Source organism: Streptomyces sp. NPDC090025 (genome assembly GCF_044748125.1).
GTDB lineage: Bacteria > Actinomycetota > Actinomycetes > Streptomycetales > Streptomycetaceae > Streptomyces.
In genome coordinates this window covers 29,687-47,782 of the sequence record NZ_JBIVFL010000004.1, presented here as the reverse complement: position 1 = coordinate 47,782, position 18,096 = coordinate 29,687, and the positions used below count along the sequence as shown (strand labels likewise).

The window sequence follows — 18,096 nt, the reverse complement described above, 5'->3', positions numbered from 1 at the left end:
CTCAGCGGCCGGTCTCGGCGGCGGCGTACTCCGCGCCCCACCGGCGCACCTCGGCGACCAGGTGGTCGAAGTCCGCCTCGGTGGAACGGTGGTTGTTGTTCGCGACCCGCAGCACGAACCGGCCGTCGAGCACGGTGTGCGAGGGCATGGCGGTGCCGTCCGTCTGGAGCCGGTCGAGCACGGCCCGGTTCACCCGGTCCAGCGCCTCGGGGGCCGCGCCGGGCCACACGTAACGGAAGCAGGCCACGTTCAGCTCGCTGCGGGCGGCGAGCTCCAGGTCGTCGGCGGCCTCGACCAGCTTCACCAGATGGGCGACCTGGGCGATGTTCCCGGCGATCGAGTCGGCGAAGGCCCGTACGCCGTACGTCTTGAGCGCGAACCACACCTTCAGCGCCCGGAACCGGCGCGACTGCTCCACCCCCCGGTCGGAGAACGCCAGCGGGAAGGCGGCGGGCCCCTGGGCCGTCTTGCTGATGTAGTCGGCCCCGGACCGGAACGCGGCCTCCAGGTCGCCGTCGCGGCGGGTGAGCACACAGCTGACGTCGAACGGCATGTAGAGCCACTTGTGCAGGTCGAGGACGAGCGAGTCGGCCTCGGTCAGGCCGTCCAGGAGCGCGTGGTGGGAGGGCAGCAGCCGGGCGAACGCGCCGAACGCGCCGTCGACGTGGAACCAGAGGTCCTCCTCGCGGGCCACGGCGAGCAGTTCGGCGAGCGGGTCCACCGCCCCGGTGTTGACGGTTCCCGCGTTGCCGACGACACAGAGGGGTACGAGACCGGCGGCCCGGTCGGCGCGGATCGCCGCCCGCAGCGCCCCGACGTCCACCCGGTGGTCCGGGCCGACCGGGACACGGCGGAAGAACCGCCGTCCGATGCCGAGGAGTTCGACGGCCTTGTCGACGGAGTGATGGGTCTCCGTGGAGCCGTACACGGTGAACTGGACCCCGGACTCGGCCGCCCCGGTCTCCCGGAACCCGGGCGCCCTGGCCGCGCGGGCCGCCGCCAGGGCGGTGACCTGGCCGAGCGAGGCGCCGGACGTGAGCAGACCGGAACCGGCCCCGGGCCAGCCCAGGGCCTCCCCGAGCCAGCCGATCACCTGCTGCTCGACCATCATGGCGGCGTTCCCGCCCGAGCCCAGGGTGGAGTTGAGCACCGAGGCGAGCAGATCGCCGTACGCGGCCACGGGCACGCCGGAGCCGTTGGCCCAGCCCCAGAAGCGGGGGTGGATGTTGCCCCGGGGGTAGGGCTGGATCGTCCTGCGGTACTCCTCGTACACCTCGGCCGCGGGCCGGCCCTCCTGGGGCAGGCCGGTACGGAACGAGGCGGCGATCTCCTCGGGGACCTGCTGCCACACCGGCCGTTCGCGGATCCCGGAGAGGAGGTCCGCGATGTCGTCGATCATCTGCTTGCCGAGGGCCCGGAACTCGTCCCAGTCGGCCGGGTCCAGCGGGGGATGGGGGTGCATGGGCGTGTGTCCTCGTTCGTGTCTGGTGGACCTGATGGACCTGGCGGAGTGATGGACCTGGCGGGCGGGGCGGGCGGTCAGGCGCCGGTGGCGAAGGCCGGGTAGCGCTCCGGGTGGTAGAGCGCGTGCATCGGGTGCGGTGCGCCGCGCAGCGAGGCGAGGACGGCGCGGGCGGTGGCGGGCGCCTGGGCGAAGCCGCCGGTGTTGTGGCCGCCGGTGACGACGTACAGGCCGCCCCGGTCGCCGAGCGGTTCGGCGTGGTACAGGCCGAGCGAGGTCGAGGTCCACGGCCGGACGCAGTACTTGAAGCCGTAGTTGTCGGACGGGCGCGAGGACGCGTCCGGTTCGTCGCGGTCGGGGAAGAGCCGCTCGACGGTGTCGGCGATGCCCGCCTGCATGGCGGCCAGTTGCCGTTCCTCGGGCGCGCCCGCCGCGCCGGTGTAGCCGTAGCCGGAGCCGATGATCAGGACCTCCCGGCCGTCGGCGTCGCGGGCCACGGTCACGTTGGCGTCCTCGGTGACGTGCCCGCGCCGGGCCACCTTCAGCGAGGTGCCGAGCGCCGGGGCGCGGTTCTCCACGCGCGCCCAGCCGCCGAGGACGCCGTGGATCCGGCCCTCGCAGGGCGTGCCCCGCAGCAGCGCGGCGCCGTCGACCCCGGGGGAGGCGATGACATGGGCGTGCGCGGGCACCGGCACGGCGCAGTCGAAGCCGGTGACGGTGCCGTCCGGGGCGCGGCGGACGCCGGTGACCGGGGTGTCCCAGTGGAAGCGGGCGCCGAGCCCGGTGAGCAGTTCGACGGCCCGCTCGGCGAACCGGTGCACGTTGACGGTGAATCCGGGGACGAGGACGCCGCCGGCGAGGGTGCCGTTGCGGGCGGGCGCGGCAAGGGCCGGGTAGCCGTCGGCGAGTTCGGCTGCGGACAGCTCGCGCAGCACGGCGCCGAGCGTACGGTGCCGGGCCAGGGAGGCCCGCAGATGGTCGGGGTCGGAGTAGACGCGCAACACGTCCTCGGCGAGCTCGACGTCCTCGAAGAGCCGGGGGAAGCGGGCGCGCAGCGCTGCCCAGCCCTCACCGGCCTCGGCGGTGAGGGCGAAGATGTCCGCGTTGTAGGCGCGGGCGAGCCAGGACGGGATGCTCTCGAACTCCTCGATCCAGCCCAGCTCCCGGGCGGTGAGCGTCGCCGCGTCACGGGCCAGCCAGCCGTGCTTCTCGACGGGCTGCCGGAACCACTCGGGGGCCTCGCCGTGGAAGTCCTGGTTGCCGTAGTTGTCCATCTCGGTGAACGTGAACATCCGGGCGTCGTCGCCGCCGTGGGTGCAGCCGTACGCCTGCCAGGGCGCCGTCCCGGGCGCGGGCGAGCGGTCCACCACGGTCACCCGGTAGCCGTCGTCGGCCAGTTGGAGGGCGGTCACCAGGCCGACGACCCCGGCGCCGATCACGAACGCCTCGCGCGGGCCGCCCGCGTCGGGCGCGAGGCCGACGGGTATCGGGCGGGCGAGGGCGGCGGTGCGCTCGCAGTGCGCGAGGGCGTCGGCGACGGCGTCGAGCCCGGTGCCGTCGAGCCGTAACTCGTGCACGGGGTGGGCCGGGTGGACGGGACGCGACGGCCGGACCGTCCGGACCGTCCGGACGGCTTGGTCCGCTTGGCCCGTCTGGCCCGTCTGGTCCGTCTGGTCCGTCTGGTCCGGCCGCCCGGCCGGGTCCGCGCCCGCCGGGTCCGCGTCGCTCGTCACGTACGCCACGTGGACCGGTCCCGCGGTGTGCTCCGCCCAGGCACGCAGCGTCGCGTCGTCGGGGCGGCGGGTGGTGATCAGGGCGCGGGCGCCGTGCCGGAGCAGGGCGGCGAGCAGCGCGTCGGCGGGGGCGGAGTCCGCCGCCGGTTCGTGCGCGAGGGCGCCGGAGCGCAGGAAGTCGGTGGAGGCGAGGTCGGGACAGGCCAGGGTGAGCAGAATCTTCATCTCGCGGGAGTCCTGTTCGAGCCGGGGTGCGGTGCGATGAGAGGGGAGGGCCGAGCCGGGGCACGCGACGCTCAGAGCGACGTGAGGACCCGGAAGGGCAGGGGGCGCCGCACCATCCGCAGCAGGGCGGCGCCGCGCGGGGCGGGGCCGTCCGGGCCGGTGGGCCCGTCGAGGCGGAGGCCGGTGCCGGACCAGCCGTCCCGGAACGCCCGGGCCAGCTCATCGGTGGCCGAGAACGCGACGAGGCGCTCCTCGGACCCGGTCGGCGCGGTCGGCCGCTGTGCCGACGGCGATGCGGACAGCGATGCGGACAGCGGTGCCGACTGCGTGATCGGCTGCGATGCCGACGGCGGTGCTGCCTGGGGATAGGGCCGGTAGAGCAGGAAGCGCAGCTTTCCGCCGAACTTCTCCAGGAGGCCGACGGGCTGGAAACCGGCTTCCATCAGTGTGCGGACGCCGTGCGGGTTGGCGGGCGAACTGGTCGCGAACACATGCCGGATGCCGGTGTCCGCCAGCTCGCCCAGCGCGCGTGCGTTCATCAGCCCGGCCAGTCCGTGGCCCCGCCACGCGGGCAGCACGGCCACCGTGTCCCAGTGCGCGACGGTCCCGTGGTGCGCGGCGGGCAGGGTGGTGTCCTTGGCCAGGTTGAAGGCGCGGTCGCGCGGGAAGTAGACCATCCGGTACGCGACGGGCTCGCCCTCGTGCAGCACCTGGTAGCAACGCCCGCCGTCGGCCAGGCAGTAGGCGATGAACTCGGGCGTGCTGGTCTGGAAGACCGACGGGTCGGGCAGCGCGGAGCGGATCCGCTCCTGCAGGCCGAGGAGCAGGTCGAGGTCGGCGGGGCCGAGGCGCCGGACGTCGAAGTTCACCGGGCACCCGCCGCCGACACGAAGGCGGAGACCAGCGGATCGGTCCGGCCGTCGTCGGCCGGGAGTTCGGGGTGCCACAGGACGCCGACCGCCCAGGGGGCGGCGGCGTCCGCCCGCTCGAAGGCTTCGACGAGGCCGTCCTCGGCGCGGGCCGTCACCCGCCAGCGGAGGTCGCCCGGGGTCTGCTCGCCGAGCCCCTGGTGGTGGTAGGAGGTCACCTCGGCCTTGTGCTCGCCCTCCGCGCCCTCCGCGACCTCCGCGCCGCCCTCGCCGTACGCCCGCGCGACCGCGCTGCCGGGCGAGAGCCGGACCAGGTGCCGGGAGGTCTCGGTGAGCGAGGTGCGGTGCGCCACCAGTCCGTCGTTGACGTCCGGGATGTGCGGGATGAGCGGGTTCCCGGTCACCGACCAGAGGATCTGCGAGCCCCGGCAGATGCCGAGCACCGGCAGGCCCCGGTCGAGGGCGAGCCGCGCGAGCCGCAGTTCGAAGGCGTCGCGGTGCGGGTGGTAGGTGTAGTCGGGCCGCCGGACGGTGCCGGTGCAGTGGTCCGGGTCGATGTCCTCGCCGCCGGTGAGGAGCAGCCCGTCGAGCGCCGCGAGCAGGTCGTCGCCGTATTCGGGGCCGAGCGTCGGAAGGACGACCGGTAATCCACCCGAGCGGATGATCTGGTCGATATAGCCGCGATGAATCGCATGGCTGTCGATCGCGTGGCGGAATCGTGTGGTCACCCCTATTCGAGGCCACCCGGACGAGGACGTCACCATACCCAACCCCCGGTTGTCGTGCACGACGTCAAGGACGATGGAATTCGCGAACGGGACGGGACGCTAGTCCACGGCCGGACGCCATTGCAAGATCATGGGCCGTTGATCCGCCCGCCTGGAAGATCATCGGCAGGACGATTTTCGGCCGTGTGCCGCCCGAGCGAAAAGGTGGCCGCAACCCTTTCCGTCCCGACTTCTCCCTCGGAATTGGAGAATCCGGTGCCCGGCATTCCGCGTATTCGGGCCGCCGCTCGGCAACCCCGGTTTTCGGTCAACCGTGCTTCGTTTTTGGTCACATCGCCTGCGGGTGATCGCCAGGAATTACGCGCCGGTGTCAGGCTCCCCCGAGAATTCCTGTCGAATGCAACGGGAGAGATACCGATCATGGGTCAGCGATCCGCGCGCACCCCGAAGGACCTCTTGGCCGCCAAGTTCATCGACGAGGACGACCTGCCGACCATCGCCGATGTCGCCCAGCGCTACGCCGTCAGCATCACGCCGGCCATCCAGGACCGCATCTTCGAGCCGGACGACGGGGTGGGGCGCCAGTTCGTCCCCACCGCCCTCGAACTGATCACCACGCCGGAGGAGAACGACGACCCCATCGGGGACGACCCGTTCACCCCGGTGAAGGGGATCACCCACCGCTATCCGGACCGCGTGCTGTTCAAGCCCGTGCACGTCTGCCCGGTCTACTGCCGGTTCTGCTTCCGCCGCGAGGTCGTCGGCCCCGGCGACCAGATGCTCAAGGACCAGAGCCTGGAGGCGGCGCTCGACTACATCCGCGCCCACCCCCAGATCTGGGAGGTGATCTTCACCGGCGGCGACCCGCTGATCATCGCCCCGACCAAGCTGCGGCCCATGCTGGAGGCGCTCGACGCCATCGAGCACGTGAAGGTCATCCGCTTCCACACCCGGGTGCCCGTGGTCGACCCGCGCCGCGTCACCCAGGACCTCGTCGACGCGCTGCGGCTGTCCACCCCGGTCTGGGTGGTCGTCCACACCAACCACAGCCAGGAGTTCGGCGACGACGCCCGTACCGCGGTCGCCCGCCTGGTCGACGCCGGGGTCCCGCTGGTCAGCCAGACCGTGCTGCTCAAGGGTGTGAACGACACCCCCGAGGCCCTCGAGGACCTGTTCCGCACGCTCATCGTGAACCGGATCAAGCCCTACTACCTGCACCACGGGGACCTGGCGAAGGGCACCGGCCACTTCCGCACCACCATCGACGAGGGCCAGGAGCTGATGCGGCGACTGCGCGGCCGGGTCTCCGGGATGTGCCAGCCGACCTACGTCCTGGACATCCCCGGCGGCCACGGCAAGGTGCCCATCGGCCCCGTCTACCTCTCGGACGACGGCGGCCGGGTCACCGACCCGTGGGGCGAGGAGCACGTCTACCCGCCCGCGCCCACCGACGCGTGAGGCCGTGAACGCACCGCGGAGAGCCGGAAGGAGCCCCCACCGATGACCACGCGGCCGAGCCGCACCATCCTGTCGAACCTGAACAGCGACACCATGGTCGAGAACCCCACCGAGCGCTATCTGCGGGCCATGGCCGTCCCCACCCCCCGGATGCTGTGGGAGGCCGAGCCCGGCGACTGCGTCGTCATGCTCGCCCCCTGCCCCGCCCGCTTCCGGGACTACCTCGCCGACACCCTCGGCCTCGACCTGGGCGGCATCGACATCGTCGCGCCCCCGGAGACGGCCCTGGTCCACCCGCTCACCCTGGTGGCCGAACTGGGCGCGGGCGACCTGGTCACCGCGCGCCCTGTGCTCGACGCGTTCGCCCTGGACCGCCCGGTGCTCGACTTCGCCCGGCGGACCGGCGTACGGCTCCACCCGTACGAGGCGCCGCCCGCCGACGAGGTCCTGGACACCGTCCGGCACGTCAACACCAAGGCCGGGATCCGTCAGGTGGTGGCGGACCTCGGACTGCCCGTCGCGGCGGGCGGTTTCGCGGCCCGCCGGGCCGAACTGGTGGCCGGGGTCGTCGACTTCCTCGACGCCCACCCGGCGGCCATCGTCAAGGCGAACCGCTCCTCCACCGGGTTCGGCAACATCGTGATCGAGGCCGGGGCGCGCCGCGACCGCGAGGACCGGGTCAACGCGGCGCTCGCCGCGGAGACCGACCGCGCCTCCGGCTGGATCTACGAGGAGTTCCTGCCGCTGACCGCCTCGCCCAGCTACGAGATGACGGCCGAGGAGCACGGGGTCACCGACTACTACAGCTGCGACCAGCGGACCGTGAACAACGGCTGGACGGGCATGATCACCCCGGCCGCCGACGGCCCGTCGACCCCCGTGATGCGCAAGGCGGCACGGACCGTCGGCGAATGGCTCCACGCCCACGGCTACCGTGGGCTCTTCGACGTCGACTTCGGTACGTTCGAGGGCGGTTACGTGGTGACGGAGGCCAACGTCCGGACCACCGGAGGCACCTACCTGCACAAGCTGGCGACCCGGCTGCGGCCGGGCCCGGATCCGGTGCACTGGCGTGCCGACGGACGGCTCGGCGCGGCCGACGGCGGCCCGGACTTCGCCGAGGCGGTGCGCCGCCTCACGGCGGAGGGACTGACCGACCCGGCCGGCCAGGTGCGCGCCGTGCTGACCACGGACACCCGCGAGACCGACGGCAAATGGCGCTATCTGGTGGTCGGCGCCGACGCCGGATCGGTGGCCGACGCGGAACACATCGTTGAGAGGGTTCTCGAAGTTCCATGAGCACAGTGATCACCCGAGGGCAGCGCGGGCTGCTGCCGCTGCTCGTCGCCTCCATCCTGTGGGGGGTCTGGACCACCGGCGAGAAGTTCGGCCTGGCGGGCATGTCCGTCGTCACGCTGCTGACCGTGACGCTCGCCTCCGCCACGGCGCTGCTCTGGGCGATCCTGCTCCGCCAGGGGCACCAGCGGCCCAACCTCCAGCAGCTCAAACTGCTCGCGCTGCTCGGCCTGTTCGAGCCGATGCTCGGATACGGGGCGATCGGCCTCGGCCTCGCCTACATCAACGCCGCCGACGCCGCCCTCCTGGACGGCACGGAGGCGGTCTTCATCGTCGCGCTCGCGGCCTTCCTCAACCGCCGGATGCCCACCGGCCGGGCGATCGGGGGCGTGGTGCTCGCGGCCGTGGGCGTGGCGCTGCTCGGCGGGCCGCGCGCCGACCTCGGCCTCTCGCTCGGCTCGCTGCTCGTGCTCGCGGGCTCGCTGGCCGCCGCCATCGCGACCATGATCGCGGGCCGGGCCGTCGTCGACATGCCGCCGCTGGTGGTGACGGCGTACCAGTTCGCGTTCGGTCTGCTCTTCACCCTGCCGCTGCTCGTCTGGCAGTGGTTCGCGGGCGACCGGCCGTTCACCCCGTCCGTCCACCTCGGCCACTGGCTGGTGGTGATCGTGGTGTGCGGTTTCGGCCTGGGCGTCGCCTACCTGCTCTACAACCGGGCCATCACCCAGGTCTCGGTGAGCGCGGCGGGCGTCATCCTCAACATCATCCCGGTGTTCGGCGTGGCCGCCGCGATCGTCTTCCTCGGCGAGGCGATCACCCTGTGGCAGTTCATCGGCGCCTCGCTGATCATCGGCGGCATCTTCCTCTTCACCGAGGCGGATCTGGACGAGTGAACCGCCCGGCGCCGGACCCGGCCCCGCACCCGGCATCGGGTGCGGGGCCGGGCCCCTGTCCTCGGGGCCTGCCGACCGCCGGGGGAAAACGCTCATGGGACGTTTCCCGGGCGTCCAGATCCACTTTGACGGGGACACGCCGCGTCCGACGACAACACGGGTATGCGTGTCGTCATCGTCACCGAGTCCTTCCCGCCCGATGTCAACGGTGTGGCCCACACCGCGCTGCAGACCGCCCGCCACCTCGTCCGCCGGGGCCACCACCCCCTCGTCGTCGCCCCCGCGGTTCCCGCATCCGCCCCGGGAACGGACGCCGACGCGCCCTGCCCCGTGATCCGCATCCCCTCCCTGCCGCTGCCCGGCTACCCGCAGGTGCGGGTGGCGCTGCCGAGCCGCCGGGTCGCCACCGCCATCGCCGCGCACCACGCCGACCTCGTCCACCTGGCCAGCCCGTTCGTGCTCGGGATGCGCGGCATGACCGCCGCCGCCCGGCTCGGGGTGCCCGCCGTCGCCGTCTACCAGACCGACCTGGCCGGATACGCCCGTACGTACATGGGCGCGGGCGAGTCCGCCGCCTGGCGCCGACTGCGCGCCGTGCACGGCGCGGCCGACCGCACCCTGGCCCCGTCCACCGCCGCCGTCCGCGACCTGGAGGCGCACGGGATCCGGCGGATCCGGCTCTGGGGCCGGGGCGTCGACACCGCGCGCTTCCGTCCCGAGCTGCGCGACGAGGCGCTGCGCCGGGAACTCGCCCCGAACGGCGAGCTGCTCGTCGGCTACGTCGGCCGCCTCGCCCCCGAGAAGCGCGTCGACCTGCTCTCCGGCGTCTGCGGGCTGCCCGGTGTGAAGGTCGTGGTGGTCGGCGACGGCCCCAGCGAGCCCACCCTGCGCGCCGGGCTGCCCGGCGCCGTGTTCCTGGGCCGCCGCACCGGCGACGACCTCGCCCGGATCTTCGCCTCGTTCGACGTGTTCGCCCACACCGGCCCGTACGAGACGTTCTGCCAGACCGTCCAGGAGGCGATGGCCAGCGGCGTGCCGGTGGTCGCCCCGGCCGTCGGCGGCCCGCTCGACCTGGTCGACGACGGCACCACCGGGGTCCTGGTGCCACCCAACGACATCGCCGCGCTGCGCCGCGCGGTCGCCGCCCTCGCCGCCGAGCCCGGCCTTCGCACCCGGTACGGCGCCGCCGGGCGCACCGCCGTCGGGCGCCGTACCTGGGAGGCGATCGGCGACGAGCTGATCGGCCACTACCTGGAGGTGCTGCGCGAGCGGACGGCGGTGGCGGCGTGAGCGGCGTCAGAGACCTCCGCCGCCGCGGCGGTACGGCCGCCGGGGGCGGCACCGAGCCCGCCGCCACCGCACCCGGCGCCGCCCCGGCCGCCGGGCTGCGGATCGTCCGGCTCGCCAACTTCGTCACCCCGACCTCCGGCGGCCTGCGCACCGCCCTCGACCAGCTCGGCCGCGGCTACCGGGACGCGGGCCACCACCCGGTGCTCATCGTCCCCGGCGACACCGCGAGCGACGAGGAGACCGCCCAGGGCCGGGTGATCACGCTGCCCGGGCCCGAGATCCCCGGCACCGGCGGCTACCGCGTCCTCGCCGACCACCGCCGGGTCCGCGACCTCCTGGCGGAGCTGGCCCCCGACCGCCTGGAGGTCTCCGACCGCACCACCCTGCGCTGGACCGGCGAATGGGCCCGACGCGCGCGCGTGCCGTCCGTGATGGTCTCCCACGAGACCGCCGACGGGGTGCTGCGCACCTGGGGCGTGCCCGCCGCGCTCGCGGGCCGCGCCGCCGACCGGCTCAACCGGCGCACCGCCTGGGCCTACTCCCGCGTCGTCTGCACCACCGAATGGGCGGAGCGGGAGTTCATCAGGATCGGCGCCCGCAACGTGGTCCGCGCCCCGCTCGGGGTCGACCTGGTGCGCTGCCGCCCCGACCGGCACAGCGCGCTGCTGCGCGCCCGGCACGCGGACGGCGCCCGGTACCTCCTGGTGATGTGCTCACGCCTGTCCGTCGAGAAGCGCCCCGGGACCGCCCTCGAAGCCCTCGCCGAGCTCCGTGCCCACGGGGTGCGCGCGACGCTCGTGGTGGCCGGTGAGGGACCGCTGCGCGCCACCCTGGAGCGCCGGGCCGCCGAACTGCGCCTGCCGGTACGGTTCCTCGGCCATGTCGCCGACCGAGGCGAGCTGGCCGACCTGCAGGCCACGGCCGATGTGTGCCTCGCCCCGGGGCCCGCCGAGACCTTCGGGCTCGCCGCCCTCGAAGCGCTCGCCTGCGGCACCCCGGTGGTGTGCAGCGCCTCCTCCGCGCTGCCCGAGGTGGTCGCCGACGCCGGGGCGGCCGCCGCCGACGACCCGACCTCCTTCGCCCGGGCGATCCGCACCGTCCTCGCCCGGCCCGAGGCCGAGCGCAGGGCCGCCGCCCGGGCCCGCGCCGCGCTCTTCTCCTGGCCCCGCGCCACCGCCGCCTTCCTCGCCGCCCACGACGCCCTCCCGCCCACCCAGGTCCGCGCGCCCCGCCAGGAGACCCTCCGATGACCGCCCGCCCCGACGAGGCGCTCGCACCGCCGGGCCCCGGCATACCGGCCGCCCGGCCCGCGCCCGGCCCCGCCCTGCCCGGCCCCGTCCTGCTCGTACCCGGTCCCGACCCGGTCCCCGCCGTCACCCGCTTCGTGGTGCTCGGCGACTCCCTCAGCGAGGGCGTCGGCGACCGGGTCGGCCCCGGCTGGCGCGGCTGGGCCGCGCTGCTCGCCGAGGGCCTGCGCCCGGCCCGCGACAAGGTCGCCTTCACCAATCTGTCGGTCAGCGGCGCACAGAGCCTCGACGTCGCCGACATCCAGCTGCCCGAGGCGCTGCGGCTGCGCCCGCACCTCGCGTCCGTCGTCGTCGGCGTCAACGACACCCTGCGCCGCACCTTCGACATCGGGCAGCTGGCCCGCCGGCTCGACCGGGTGTGCGCGGAACTCACCGCGACCGGCACCGTGCTGCTCACCGCCTGCCTGCCCGACCCCGGCCGGATGCTGTCGCTGCCCGGGCCGCTCGCCCGCCCGCTGGCCCGCCGCCAGCGGGCCGTCAACGCCGTGGTGCACGCCCTGTCCGAGCGGTACGGCGCCGTGCACCTGCACCTCGACGCGCCCGGCTGGACCGACGACCGCACGCTGTGGAGCGCCGACCGGCTGCACCCCGGCGAACGCGGCCACCGGGCCATCGCCGGGGCCTTCCACCGGCTGCTGCGCGAACGCGGTCTCGCCCTCGGCGCGCCGCCGTCGCCCGACCCCGAGCAGCCGCCGCCGTCCCGCGCGGACGCCGTGCTGTGGCTGGCCACCGCGGGCACCGCCTGGGTGGTGCGGCGCTGCGGCGACCTGCTGCCGCAGCTGGTGGTGCTCGCCGCCGCCGAGGTACGGCACTCCGCCACCGGCACCCGAGCCCTGCTCGACGCCCGCGCCGAGCGGGCCCTGTCCGCCGCGCTGACGGCCACCGCGCCGCCACAATGAGGGCATGACCGGACGCTGGGAGTTCTGGATCGACCGGGGCGGCACCTTCACGGACGTCGTGGGCCGCAGGCCCGACGGGCGGCTCGTCACCCGCAAGCTGCTCTCCCACGATCCGGCCCGCCCGCAGGACGCCGCCGTCGCCGGGATCCGGCTGCTGCTCGGGCTCGGCCCCGACGAGCCGGTACCGGCCGACCGGATCGCCGTCGTCAGGATGGGCACCACCGTCGCCACCAACGCCCTCCTGGAGCGGCGCGGCGAACCCACCCTGCTGCTCATCACCCAGGGCTTCGGCGACGCCCTGCGGATCGCCTACCAGAACCGGCCGCGCATCTTCGACCGGCACATCGTGCTCCCCGAGCCGGTGTACGCGCGCGTCGCCGAGGTCCCCGAACGCGTCGACGCCCACGGCCGCGTCCTCACCCCGCTCGACGAGACCGCCGTCGCCGACGCGCTGGCCGCCGCCCACCGGGCGGGACTGCGCGCGGCCGCGGTCGTGCTGCTGCACGGCCACCTCCGCCCCGGTCACGAGACCCGGGTCGCCGAACTCGCCCGCGCCGCCGGATTCACCCAGGTCAGCTGCTCGCACGAGGTCAGTCCGCTGATCCGGCTGATCCCGCGCGGCGACACCACCGTCGTCGACGCCTACCTCTCCCCGGTCCTGCGCCGGTACGTCGACGAGGTCGCCCGCGAACTCGCCGGGATCCGCCTGATGTTCCTCCAGTCCAACGGCGGACTGCGGGAGGCCGCGCACTTCCGCGGCAAGGACGCCGTCCTGTCCGGACCCGCGGGCGGCGTCGTCGGCATGGCCCGTACCGCCCGGCAGGCCGGGTACGACCGGGTCATCGGCTTCGACATGGGCGGCACGTCCACCGATGTGTCGCACTACGCCGGGGAGTTCGAGCGCGAGCTCGGCACCCAGGTCGCCGGGGTGCGGATGCGGGCCCCGATGATGAGCGTCCACACCGTCGCCGCGGGCGGCGGCTCCGTCCTCCACTACGACGGCAGCCGCTACCGGGTCGGCCCCGACTCGGCCGGCGCCGACCCGGGCCCCGCCTGCTACCGGCGCGGCGGCCCGCTCACCGTGACCGACGCCAACGTCATGCTCGGCCGGATCCGGCCGGACCGCTTCCCCGCCGTGTTCGGCCCCGGCGGCGACCTGCCGCTCGACCCCGAGGTGGTCAGGGAGCGCTTCACCGCGCTCGCCGCCGAGATCGGCGACGGCCGCACCCCCGAGGAGGTCGCCGCCGGGTTCCTGGAGATCGCCGTCCTCCACATGGCCAACGCCGTCAAGAAGATCTCGGTGCAGCGCGGCCACGACATCACCCGCTACGCCCTCACCAGCTTCGGCGGCGCGGGCGGCCAGCACGCCTGCGCCGTCGCCGACGCGCTGGGCGTCGACACCGTCCTCGTACCGCCGCTCGCCGGGGTGCTCTCCGCGTACGGGATCGGGCTCGCCGACGCCACCGCGCTGCGCGAACGGTCGGTGGAGGCCCCGCTCGCCGACCCCGGCACACCGGCCGAGGTCGAGACGCTCGCGGCCGAACTCGCCGCGCGGACCCGGGCCGAACTGCGCTCCGACGGCGTGCCGGACGCGGCCATCACCACCCACGCGCGCGTGCTGCTGCGCTACGCGGGCACCGACGCGGGGCTCTCGGTACCGCTCGATCAGCCGGAAACCATGACAACCCGGTTCACAGCCCGGCACCGGGAGCGCTACGGCTTCACCATGGACCAGCCGCTCGTCGTGGAGGCCGTGACGGTCGAGGCGGTCGGCGCGGCGGGGGAGCACGGCCCGGTCGTGCCGCCCGGCACGGAGCCTGACCACGGCACCGGCACCGGTCCCGACGGCCCCGGCCCAGGCCCAGGCGCCCGCTCCGCGCCCACCGTCACCACGTACAGCGGCGGCCGCGCCCTCCCGACGCCGCTGCACCGGCGCGCCGACCTCGGCCCCGGCGACACCGTCGACGGGCCCGCGATCCTCACCGAACCCGACGCCACCACCGTCGTCGACCCCGGCTGGCGCGCCACCGCCACCGCCACCGGCCACCTGGTGCTCCGCCGGGCCGTGCCCCGGCCCGCCCGCACCGCCGCCGGGACCGACGTCGACCCGGTGCTCCTGGAGGTCTTCAACAACCTCTTCATGGCGATCGCCGAACAGATGGGCGTGCGCCTGCGGAACACCGCGCGGTCCGTCAACATCAAGGAACGCCTCGACTTCTCCTGCGCGCTCTTCGACCCCGACGGCAACCTCATCGCCAACGCGCCCCACATCCCGGTCCACCTCGGCTCCATGGGCGACTCCCTCAAAGAGGTGCTGCGCCGCACCGCGGGCACACTGCGGCCCGGCGATGTGTACGCGGTCAACGACCCGTACCACGGCGGCACCCACCTGCCCGACGTCACCGTCGTCACCCCGGTCTTCGACGACTCCGGCACCGAGCTGCGTTTCCTCGTCGCCTCCCGCGGCCACCACGCCGAGATCGGCGGCATCACCCCCGGCTCGATGCCCGCGTTCAGCCGGACCGTCCACGAGGAGGGCGTCCTCCTCGACACCTGGCCGCTGGTGCGCGGCGGGCACTTCCGCGAGGCCGAGACCCGGGCCCTGCTCACCGGCGCGCGCCACCCCTCGCGCGACCCCGACACCAACATCGCCGACCTGCGCGCCCAGATCGCCGCCAACGAGAAGGGTGCCGACGAACTCCGCAAGGCCGTCGACCGGTTCGGCCTCGACGTCGTCCACGCCTACATGCGGCACGTCCGCGCCAACGCCGAGGAGTCCGTGCGCCGGATCGTCGCCACGCTGCCGGACGGCTCCTGCCGCTACGAGACCGACGAGGGCGCCGTGATCCAGGTCACCGTCACCGTCGACCGCGAACGGCGCTCCGCCGTCCTGGACTTCACCGGCACCTCGCCCCAGCGCCCCGGCAACACCAACGCGCCCACCTCGGTGGTGACCGCCGCCGTCCTGTACGTGTTCCGCACCCTGGTCGACGACGACATCCCGCTCAACAGCGGCTGCCTGGCCCCGCTCGACATCCGGGTGCCGCCCGGCTGCATGCTCGCGCCGGTCTTCCCGGCCGCCACCGTCGCCGGGAACGTCGAGACCTCCCAGGCCGTCACCGGCGCCCTCTACGCGGCGCTCGGCGTCCAGGCGGAGGGCTCGGGCACGATGAACAACGTCACCTTCGGCAACGACCGCGTGCAGTACTACGAGACCGTCGCCAGCGGCTCGGGCGCGGGCGACGGCTTCGACGGCGCCGACGCCGTCCAGACCCATATGACCAACTCCCGGCTCACCGACCCCGAGATCCTGGAATCGCGCCTCCCGGTCCGCGTCGACTCCTTCGCCGTCCGCACCGACGGCGGCGGCCGGGGCCGCCGGCACGGCGGCGCGGGCGTGGAGCGCCGCATCCGCTTCCTCGAACCCATGACGGTCGCCCTGCTCACCGGCCACCGCCGGATCCCGCCGTACGGCATGGCGGGCGGCGAACCGGGCGCGCTCGGCGCCAACGCGGTGCGGCGCGCCGACGGCACCCTGGAGCCGCTCGACGGCGTCGCCACCACCGACGTCGGCCCCGGCGACGTGCTGATCGTCCGCACCCCGGGCGGCGGGGGCTACGGCCCGCCGGCCTGACCCCATGCGCCGGCCGGACGTGTGCTCAGCGGTACGGCGCGAAGCGCACCGCGAGCCCCGGCGGCGCCTGCGCCGCGAGCGCCAGATCGGCCTCCCGGACCACCGCGATCACCGGATAGCCGCCGGTCGTCGGATGGTCGGCGAGGAACACCACCGGACGCCCGTCCGGCGGCACCTGCACCGCCCCCGACGGCATCCCCTCGCTGGGCAGTTCACCGTGCACCGCGCGCCCGAGCGCCGGGCCCTCGGTGCGCAGCCCGATCCGGTTGCTCGCCGCCGACACCCGCCACGCGCGCGTGGCGAGCGCCCGCAGCGCCGCCGGGGTGAACCAGTCCTCGCGCGGACCGAGCCGGACCCGCAGGACGAGTTCGTCCGGCGGGCCCGGCCACGGCGGGACGTCGGCCGACCCCCGTACGGCCGTCTCCGCCCCCAACGGCAGCACCGCCCCGTCCGCCAGCGGCGCCGGGCCGAGCCCGGACAGCAGGTCGGTGGAGCGGCTGCCGAGCACCGGGTCGACGGCGATCCCGCCGCCGAACCCCACGTACGAGCGCAGCCCGCGCACGGCCGCGCCCACCTCCAGGAGCTGCCCCGCCCCGACCCGTACCGGCACGCCCCAGGCGACCGGCCGCCCGGCCACCCGCACCGGACAGGGCGCCCCGCCCACCGCCGCCCACACCGCGCCGCGCGGCCGTACCGCGCAGCCGGTGACGGTGGTCTCCAGGACGGCCGCCCCCTCCGCGTTGCCGAGCAGCCGGTTGAGGAGCCGCACCGCGCCCGGGTCGAGCGCCCCCGAGCGCGGCACCCCGAGATGGGCGTGGCCCGCCCGCCCCAGGTCCTGCACGGTGGTCAGTGCCCCGGCCCGCACGACGGCGAAGGCCCGGTCGTTCACCGGGCCGCCACGGTGAACCGCACCCGGGTGCCGGGCGCGAGCAGCGCGGCCGGTTCCCTGGCGGTGTCCCACAGGACCGCGTCGGTGCGGCCGATCAGCTGCCAGCCGCCGGGCGACGACCTCGGGTACACCCCGGTGTACGGACCGGCGAGCGCGACCGCGCCGGCCGGGACCGCGGTGCGCGGGGTGGCCCGGCGCGGCACCTCGTACCGCCCGCCGAGCCCGGTGAGATAGCCGAAGCCGGGCGCGAACCCACAGAACGCCACCCGGAACTCGGTCGCCGCGTGGATCCGCGCCACCGCCTCCTCCGACACCCCCCACAGCGCGGCCACGTCCGCCAGATCGGGCCCGTCGTAGCGCACCGGCAGCTCGACGACCGCCGCCACGCGCGCGTGGCCCACGGGCACGTCCCACGCGCGCAGTTCGGCCGCGAGCCGGTCCGGCGCCGCCACCCCCTCCAGGAGCACCGTGCGGGCCGCCGGGACGATCTCACGGACCTCGGGCAGCGTGCCCGCCGCGCGCCGCCGCAGCAGCTCCGCGTGGAACGCCTCGGTCGCCTCGCCGCTCACCAGCTCCACGAGCAGCCCGCGCTCGCCCACCCGGAACACCTCGCGGGCCCTCACGCGAACGCCGCCACGACGACCCCGGCGGACTCCAGGGCCGACCGCACCCGGCGGGCCAGGTCCACCGCGCCCGGGGTGTCGCCGTGCAGGCACAGCGACCGCGCCCGCACCGCGACCGGGCTGCCGCAGTGCGCGGTGACCGTCCCGAACCGGGCCATCGACACCGCGCGCTCCACCACCTCGCCCGGATCGTGCAGCACGGCACCCTCCTCCCCCCGTGGCAGCAGGGTGCCGTCGGCCCGGTAGGCGCGGTCGCCGAACGCCTCGCCGACGACCGGGAGCCCGGCCCGCACGGCGGCCTCGTGCAGCCGCGAGCCGGGCAGCCCGAGCACCGGGAGCCCGCCGTCGGGACCGCCCTGCGGCCCGCCGCCCGAGGCCAGCCGCACCCCCTCGACCACGGCCGCCGCCTGCTCCGCGTCGCGCACCACCCGGTTGTAGAGCGCGCCGTGCGGCTTGACGTACGCCACCCGCGACCCGGCGGCGCGCGCGAACACCTCCAGGGCGCCGATCTGGTACGCGACCTCCGCGGCCAGCTCCCCGGCGGGCACGTCCATCGCGCGCCGCCCGAACCCGGCCAGGTCGCGGTAGGAGACCTGGGCCCCGATCCGCACCCCGCGCTCCGCCGCGAGGGCGCAGACCCGCCGCATGGTGGCGGCGTCCCCGGCGTGGAAGCCGCAGGCCACATTGGCGCTGGTGACCACCGAGAGCAGCCGCTCGTCGTCGGTCAGCGTCCAGCGGCCGAAGCCCTCGCCGAGATCGGCGTTGAGGTCGATCGAGACCCTGGTCATCA

Annotated in this window: 14 protein-coding genes; 7 read left to right on the top strand and 7 right to left on the bottom strand. The window is 75.0% G+C overall.

Going from position 1 to position 18,096, the window contains the following annotated elements; genetic code table 11:
• Position 1: 1 nt before the first annotated feature.
• The 4 genes from ACIPXM_RS12765 to ACIPXM_RS12750 all read right to left on the bottom strand — a co-directional run bounded on the left by ACIPXM_RS12765 (position 2) and on the right by ACIPXM_RS12750 (position 5,017).
• A complete protein-coding gene (locus ACIPXM_RS12765) occupies positions 2-1,462 on the bottom strand; it encodes a pyridoxal phosphate-dependent decarboxylase family protein (protein WP_401654859.1) in 1,461 nt (486 codons plus the stop codon).
• Between the two features lie 77 nt (positions 1,463-1,539).
• Entirely contained in the window at positions 1,540-3,420 is a 1,881-nt protein-coding gene (locus ACIPXM_RS12760; RefSeq protein WP_401654858.1) for an FAD-dependent oxidoreductase, read from the bottom strand.
• 71 nt (positions 3,421-3,491) lie between these two features.
• Positions 3,492-4,289 carry a GNAT family N-acetyltransferase gene (locus tag ACIPXM_RS12755; RefSeq protein ID WP_401654856.1) on the bottom strand — a complete coding sequence of 266 codons (798 nt, stop codon included), beginning with the start codon at positions 4,287-4,289 and terminating at the stop codon, positions 3,492-3,494.
• A complete protein-coding gene (locus tag ACIPXM_RS12750) occupies positions 4,286-5,017 on the bottom strand; it encodes a gamma-glutamyl-gamma-aminobutyrate hydrolase family protein (RefSeq protein ID WP_401654854.1) in 732 nt (243 codons plus the stop codon). Before ACIPXM_RS12750 ends, ACIPXM_RS12755 begins: the two co-directional genes overlap by 4 nt.
• Positions 5,018-5,437: 420 nt before the next feature.
• On the opposite strand from ACIPXM_RS12750, the gene ACIPXM_RS12745 reads away from it, so the two are divergent.
• From ACIPXM_RS12745 to ACIPXM_RS12715, 7 genes are all read left to right on the top strand, one after another.
• Entirely contained in the window at positions 5,438-6,475 is a 1,038-nt protein-coding gene (locus ACIPXM_RS12745; protein ID WP_401654853.1) for a lysine-2,3-aminomutase-like protein, read from the top strand.
• Positions 6,476-6,517: 42 nt separating this feature from the next.
• Positions 6,518-7,774, top strand: coding sequence for a hypothetical protein (locus ACIPXM_RS12740; RefSeq protein ID WP_401654852.1), 1,257 nt, complete (start codon positions 6,518-6,520; stop codon positions 7,772-7,774).
• Positions 7,771-8,664 (top strand): DMT family transporter, encoded by an 894-nt coding sequence (locus ACIPXM_RS12735; RefSeq protein WP_401654851.1) that lies wholly within the window; start codon positions 7,771-7,773, stop codon positions 8,662-8,664. The genes ACIPXM_RS12740 and ACIPXM_RS12735 overlap by 4 nt, the downstream gene beginning before the upstream one ends.
• Positions 8,665-8,826: 162 nt before the next feature.
• Positions 8,827-9,954 (top strand): glycosyltransferase family 4 protein, encoded by a 1,128-nt coding sequence (locus tag ACIPXM_RS12730; RefSeq protein WP_401654850.1) that lies wholly within the window; start codon positions 8,827-8,829, stop codon positions 9,952-9,954.
• Between the two features lie 95 nt (positions 9,955-10,049).
• Complete coding sequence (locus ACIPXM_RS12725) at positions 10,050-11,204, top strand: glycosyltransferase (RefSeq protein WP_401655203.1); 1,155 nt, start codon at positions 10,050-10,052, stop codon at positions 11,202-11,204.
• The gene (locus ACIPXM_RS12720; protein ID WP_401654848.1) at positions 11,201-12,160 is read left to right on the top strand and encodes an SGNH/GDSL hydrolase family protein; all 960 of its coding nucleotides are present in this window, start codon (positions 11,201-11,203) and stop codon (positions 12,158-12,160) included. The genes ACIPXM_RS12725 and ACIPXM_RS12720 overlap by 4 nt, the downstream gene beginning before the upstream one ends.
• Before the next feature lie 4 nt (positions 12,161-12,164).
• Positions 12,165-15,794, top strand: a complete 3,630-nt coding sequence (locus ACIPXM_RS12715) for a hydantoinase B/oxoprolinase family protein (protein WP_401654847.1) — start codon at positions 12,165-12,167, stop codon at positions 15,792-15,794.
• A 25-nt stretch (positions 15,795-15,819) separates the two neighbouring features.
• On the opposite strand, the gene ACIPXM_RS12710 is transcribed toward ACIPXM_RS12715, so the two are convergent.
• The 3 genes from ACIPXM_RS12710 to ACIPXM_RS12700 are packed head-to-tail and all read right to left on the bottom strand — an operon-like array spanning position 15,820 to position 18,094.
• Positions 15,820-16,683: a biotin-dependent carboxyltransferase family protein gene (locus tag ACIPXM_RS12710; protein WP_401654846.1), complete on the bottom strand. Its 864-nt coding sequence runs from the start codon at positions 16,681-16,683 to the stop codon at positions 15,820-15,822.
• Positions 16,680-17,306: an allophanate hydrolase subunit 1 gene (locus tag ACIPXM_RS12705; protein ID WP_401654845.1), complete on the bottom strand. Its 627-nt coding sequence runs from the start codon at positions 17,304-17,306 to the stop codon at positions 16,680-16,682. The genes ACIPXM_RS12710 and ACIPXM_RS12705 overlap by 4 nt, the downstream gene beginning before the upstream one ends.
• On the bottom strand, positions 17,303-18,094 hold the full coding sequence (locus ACIPXM_RS12700) for a LamB/YcsF family protein (RefSeq protein WP_401654844.1): 792 nt from the start codon (positions 18,092-18,094) through the stop codon (positions 17,303-17,305). The genes ACIPXM_RS12705 and ACIPXM_RS12700 overlap by 4 nt, the downstream gene beginning before the upstream one ends.
• Positions 18,095-18,096 lie beyond the last annotated feature (2 nt).

Excerpts from the sequence above, each read along its gene's own strand:
- ACIPXM_RS12700 (WP_401654844.1), bottom strand. The coding sequence starts at position 18,094 with ATGACCAGGGTCTCGATCGACCTCAACGCCGATCTCGGCGAGGGCTTC.
- ACIPXM_RS12735 (WP_401654851.1), top strand. The coding sequence starts at position 7,771 with ATGAGCACAGTGATCACCCGAGGGCAGCGCGGGCTGCTGCCGCTGCTC.
- ACIPXM_RS12765 (WP_401654859.1), bottom strand. The coding sequence starts at position 1,462 with ATGCACCCCCATCCCCCGCTGGACCCGGCCGACTGGGACGAGTTCCGG.
- ACIPXM_RS12715 (WP_401654847.1), top strand. The coding sequence starts at position 12,165 with ATGACCGGACGCTGGGAGTTCTGGATCGACCGGGGCGGCACCTTCACG.
- ACIPXM_RS12745 (WP_401654853.1), top strand. The coding sequence starts at position 5,438 with ATGGGTCAGCGATCCGCGCGCACCCCGAAGGACCTCTTGGCCGCCAAG.
- ACIPXM_RS12760 (WP_401654858.1), bottom strand. The coding sequence starts at position 3,420 with ATGAAGATTCTGCTCACCCTGGCCTGTCCCGACCTCGCCTCCACCGAC.
- ACIPXM_RS12720 (WP_401654848.1), top strand. The coding sequence starts at position 11,201 with ATGACCGCCCGCCCCGACGAGGCGCTCGCACCGCCGGGCCCCGGCATA.
- ACIPXM_RS12740 (WP_401654852.1), top strand. The coding sequence starts at position 6,518 with ATGACCACGCGGCCGAGCCGCACCATCCTGTCGAACCTGAACAGCGAC.
- ACIPXM_RS12730 (WP_401654850.1), top strand. The coding sequence starts at position 8,827 with ATGCGTGTCGTCATCGTCACCGAGTCCTTCCCGCCCGATGTCAACGGT.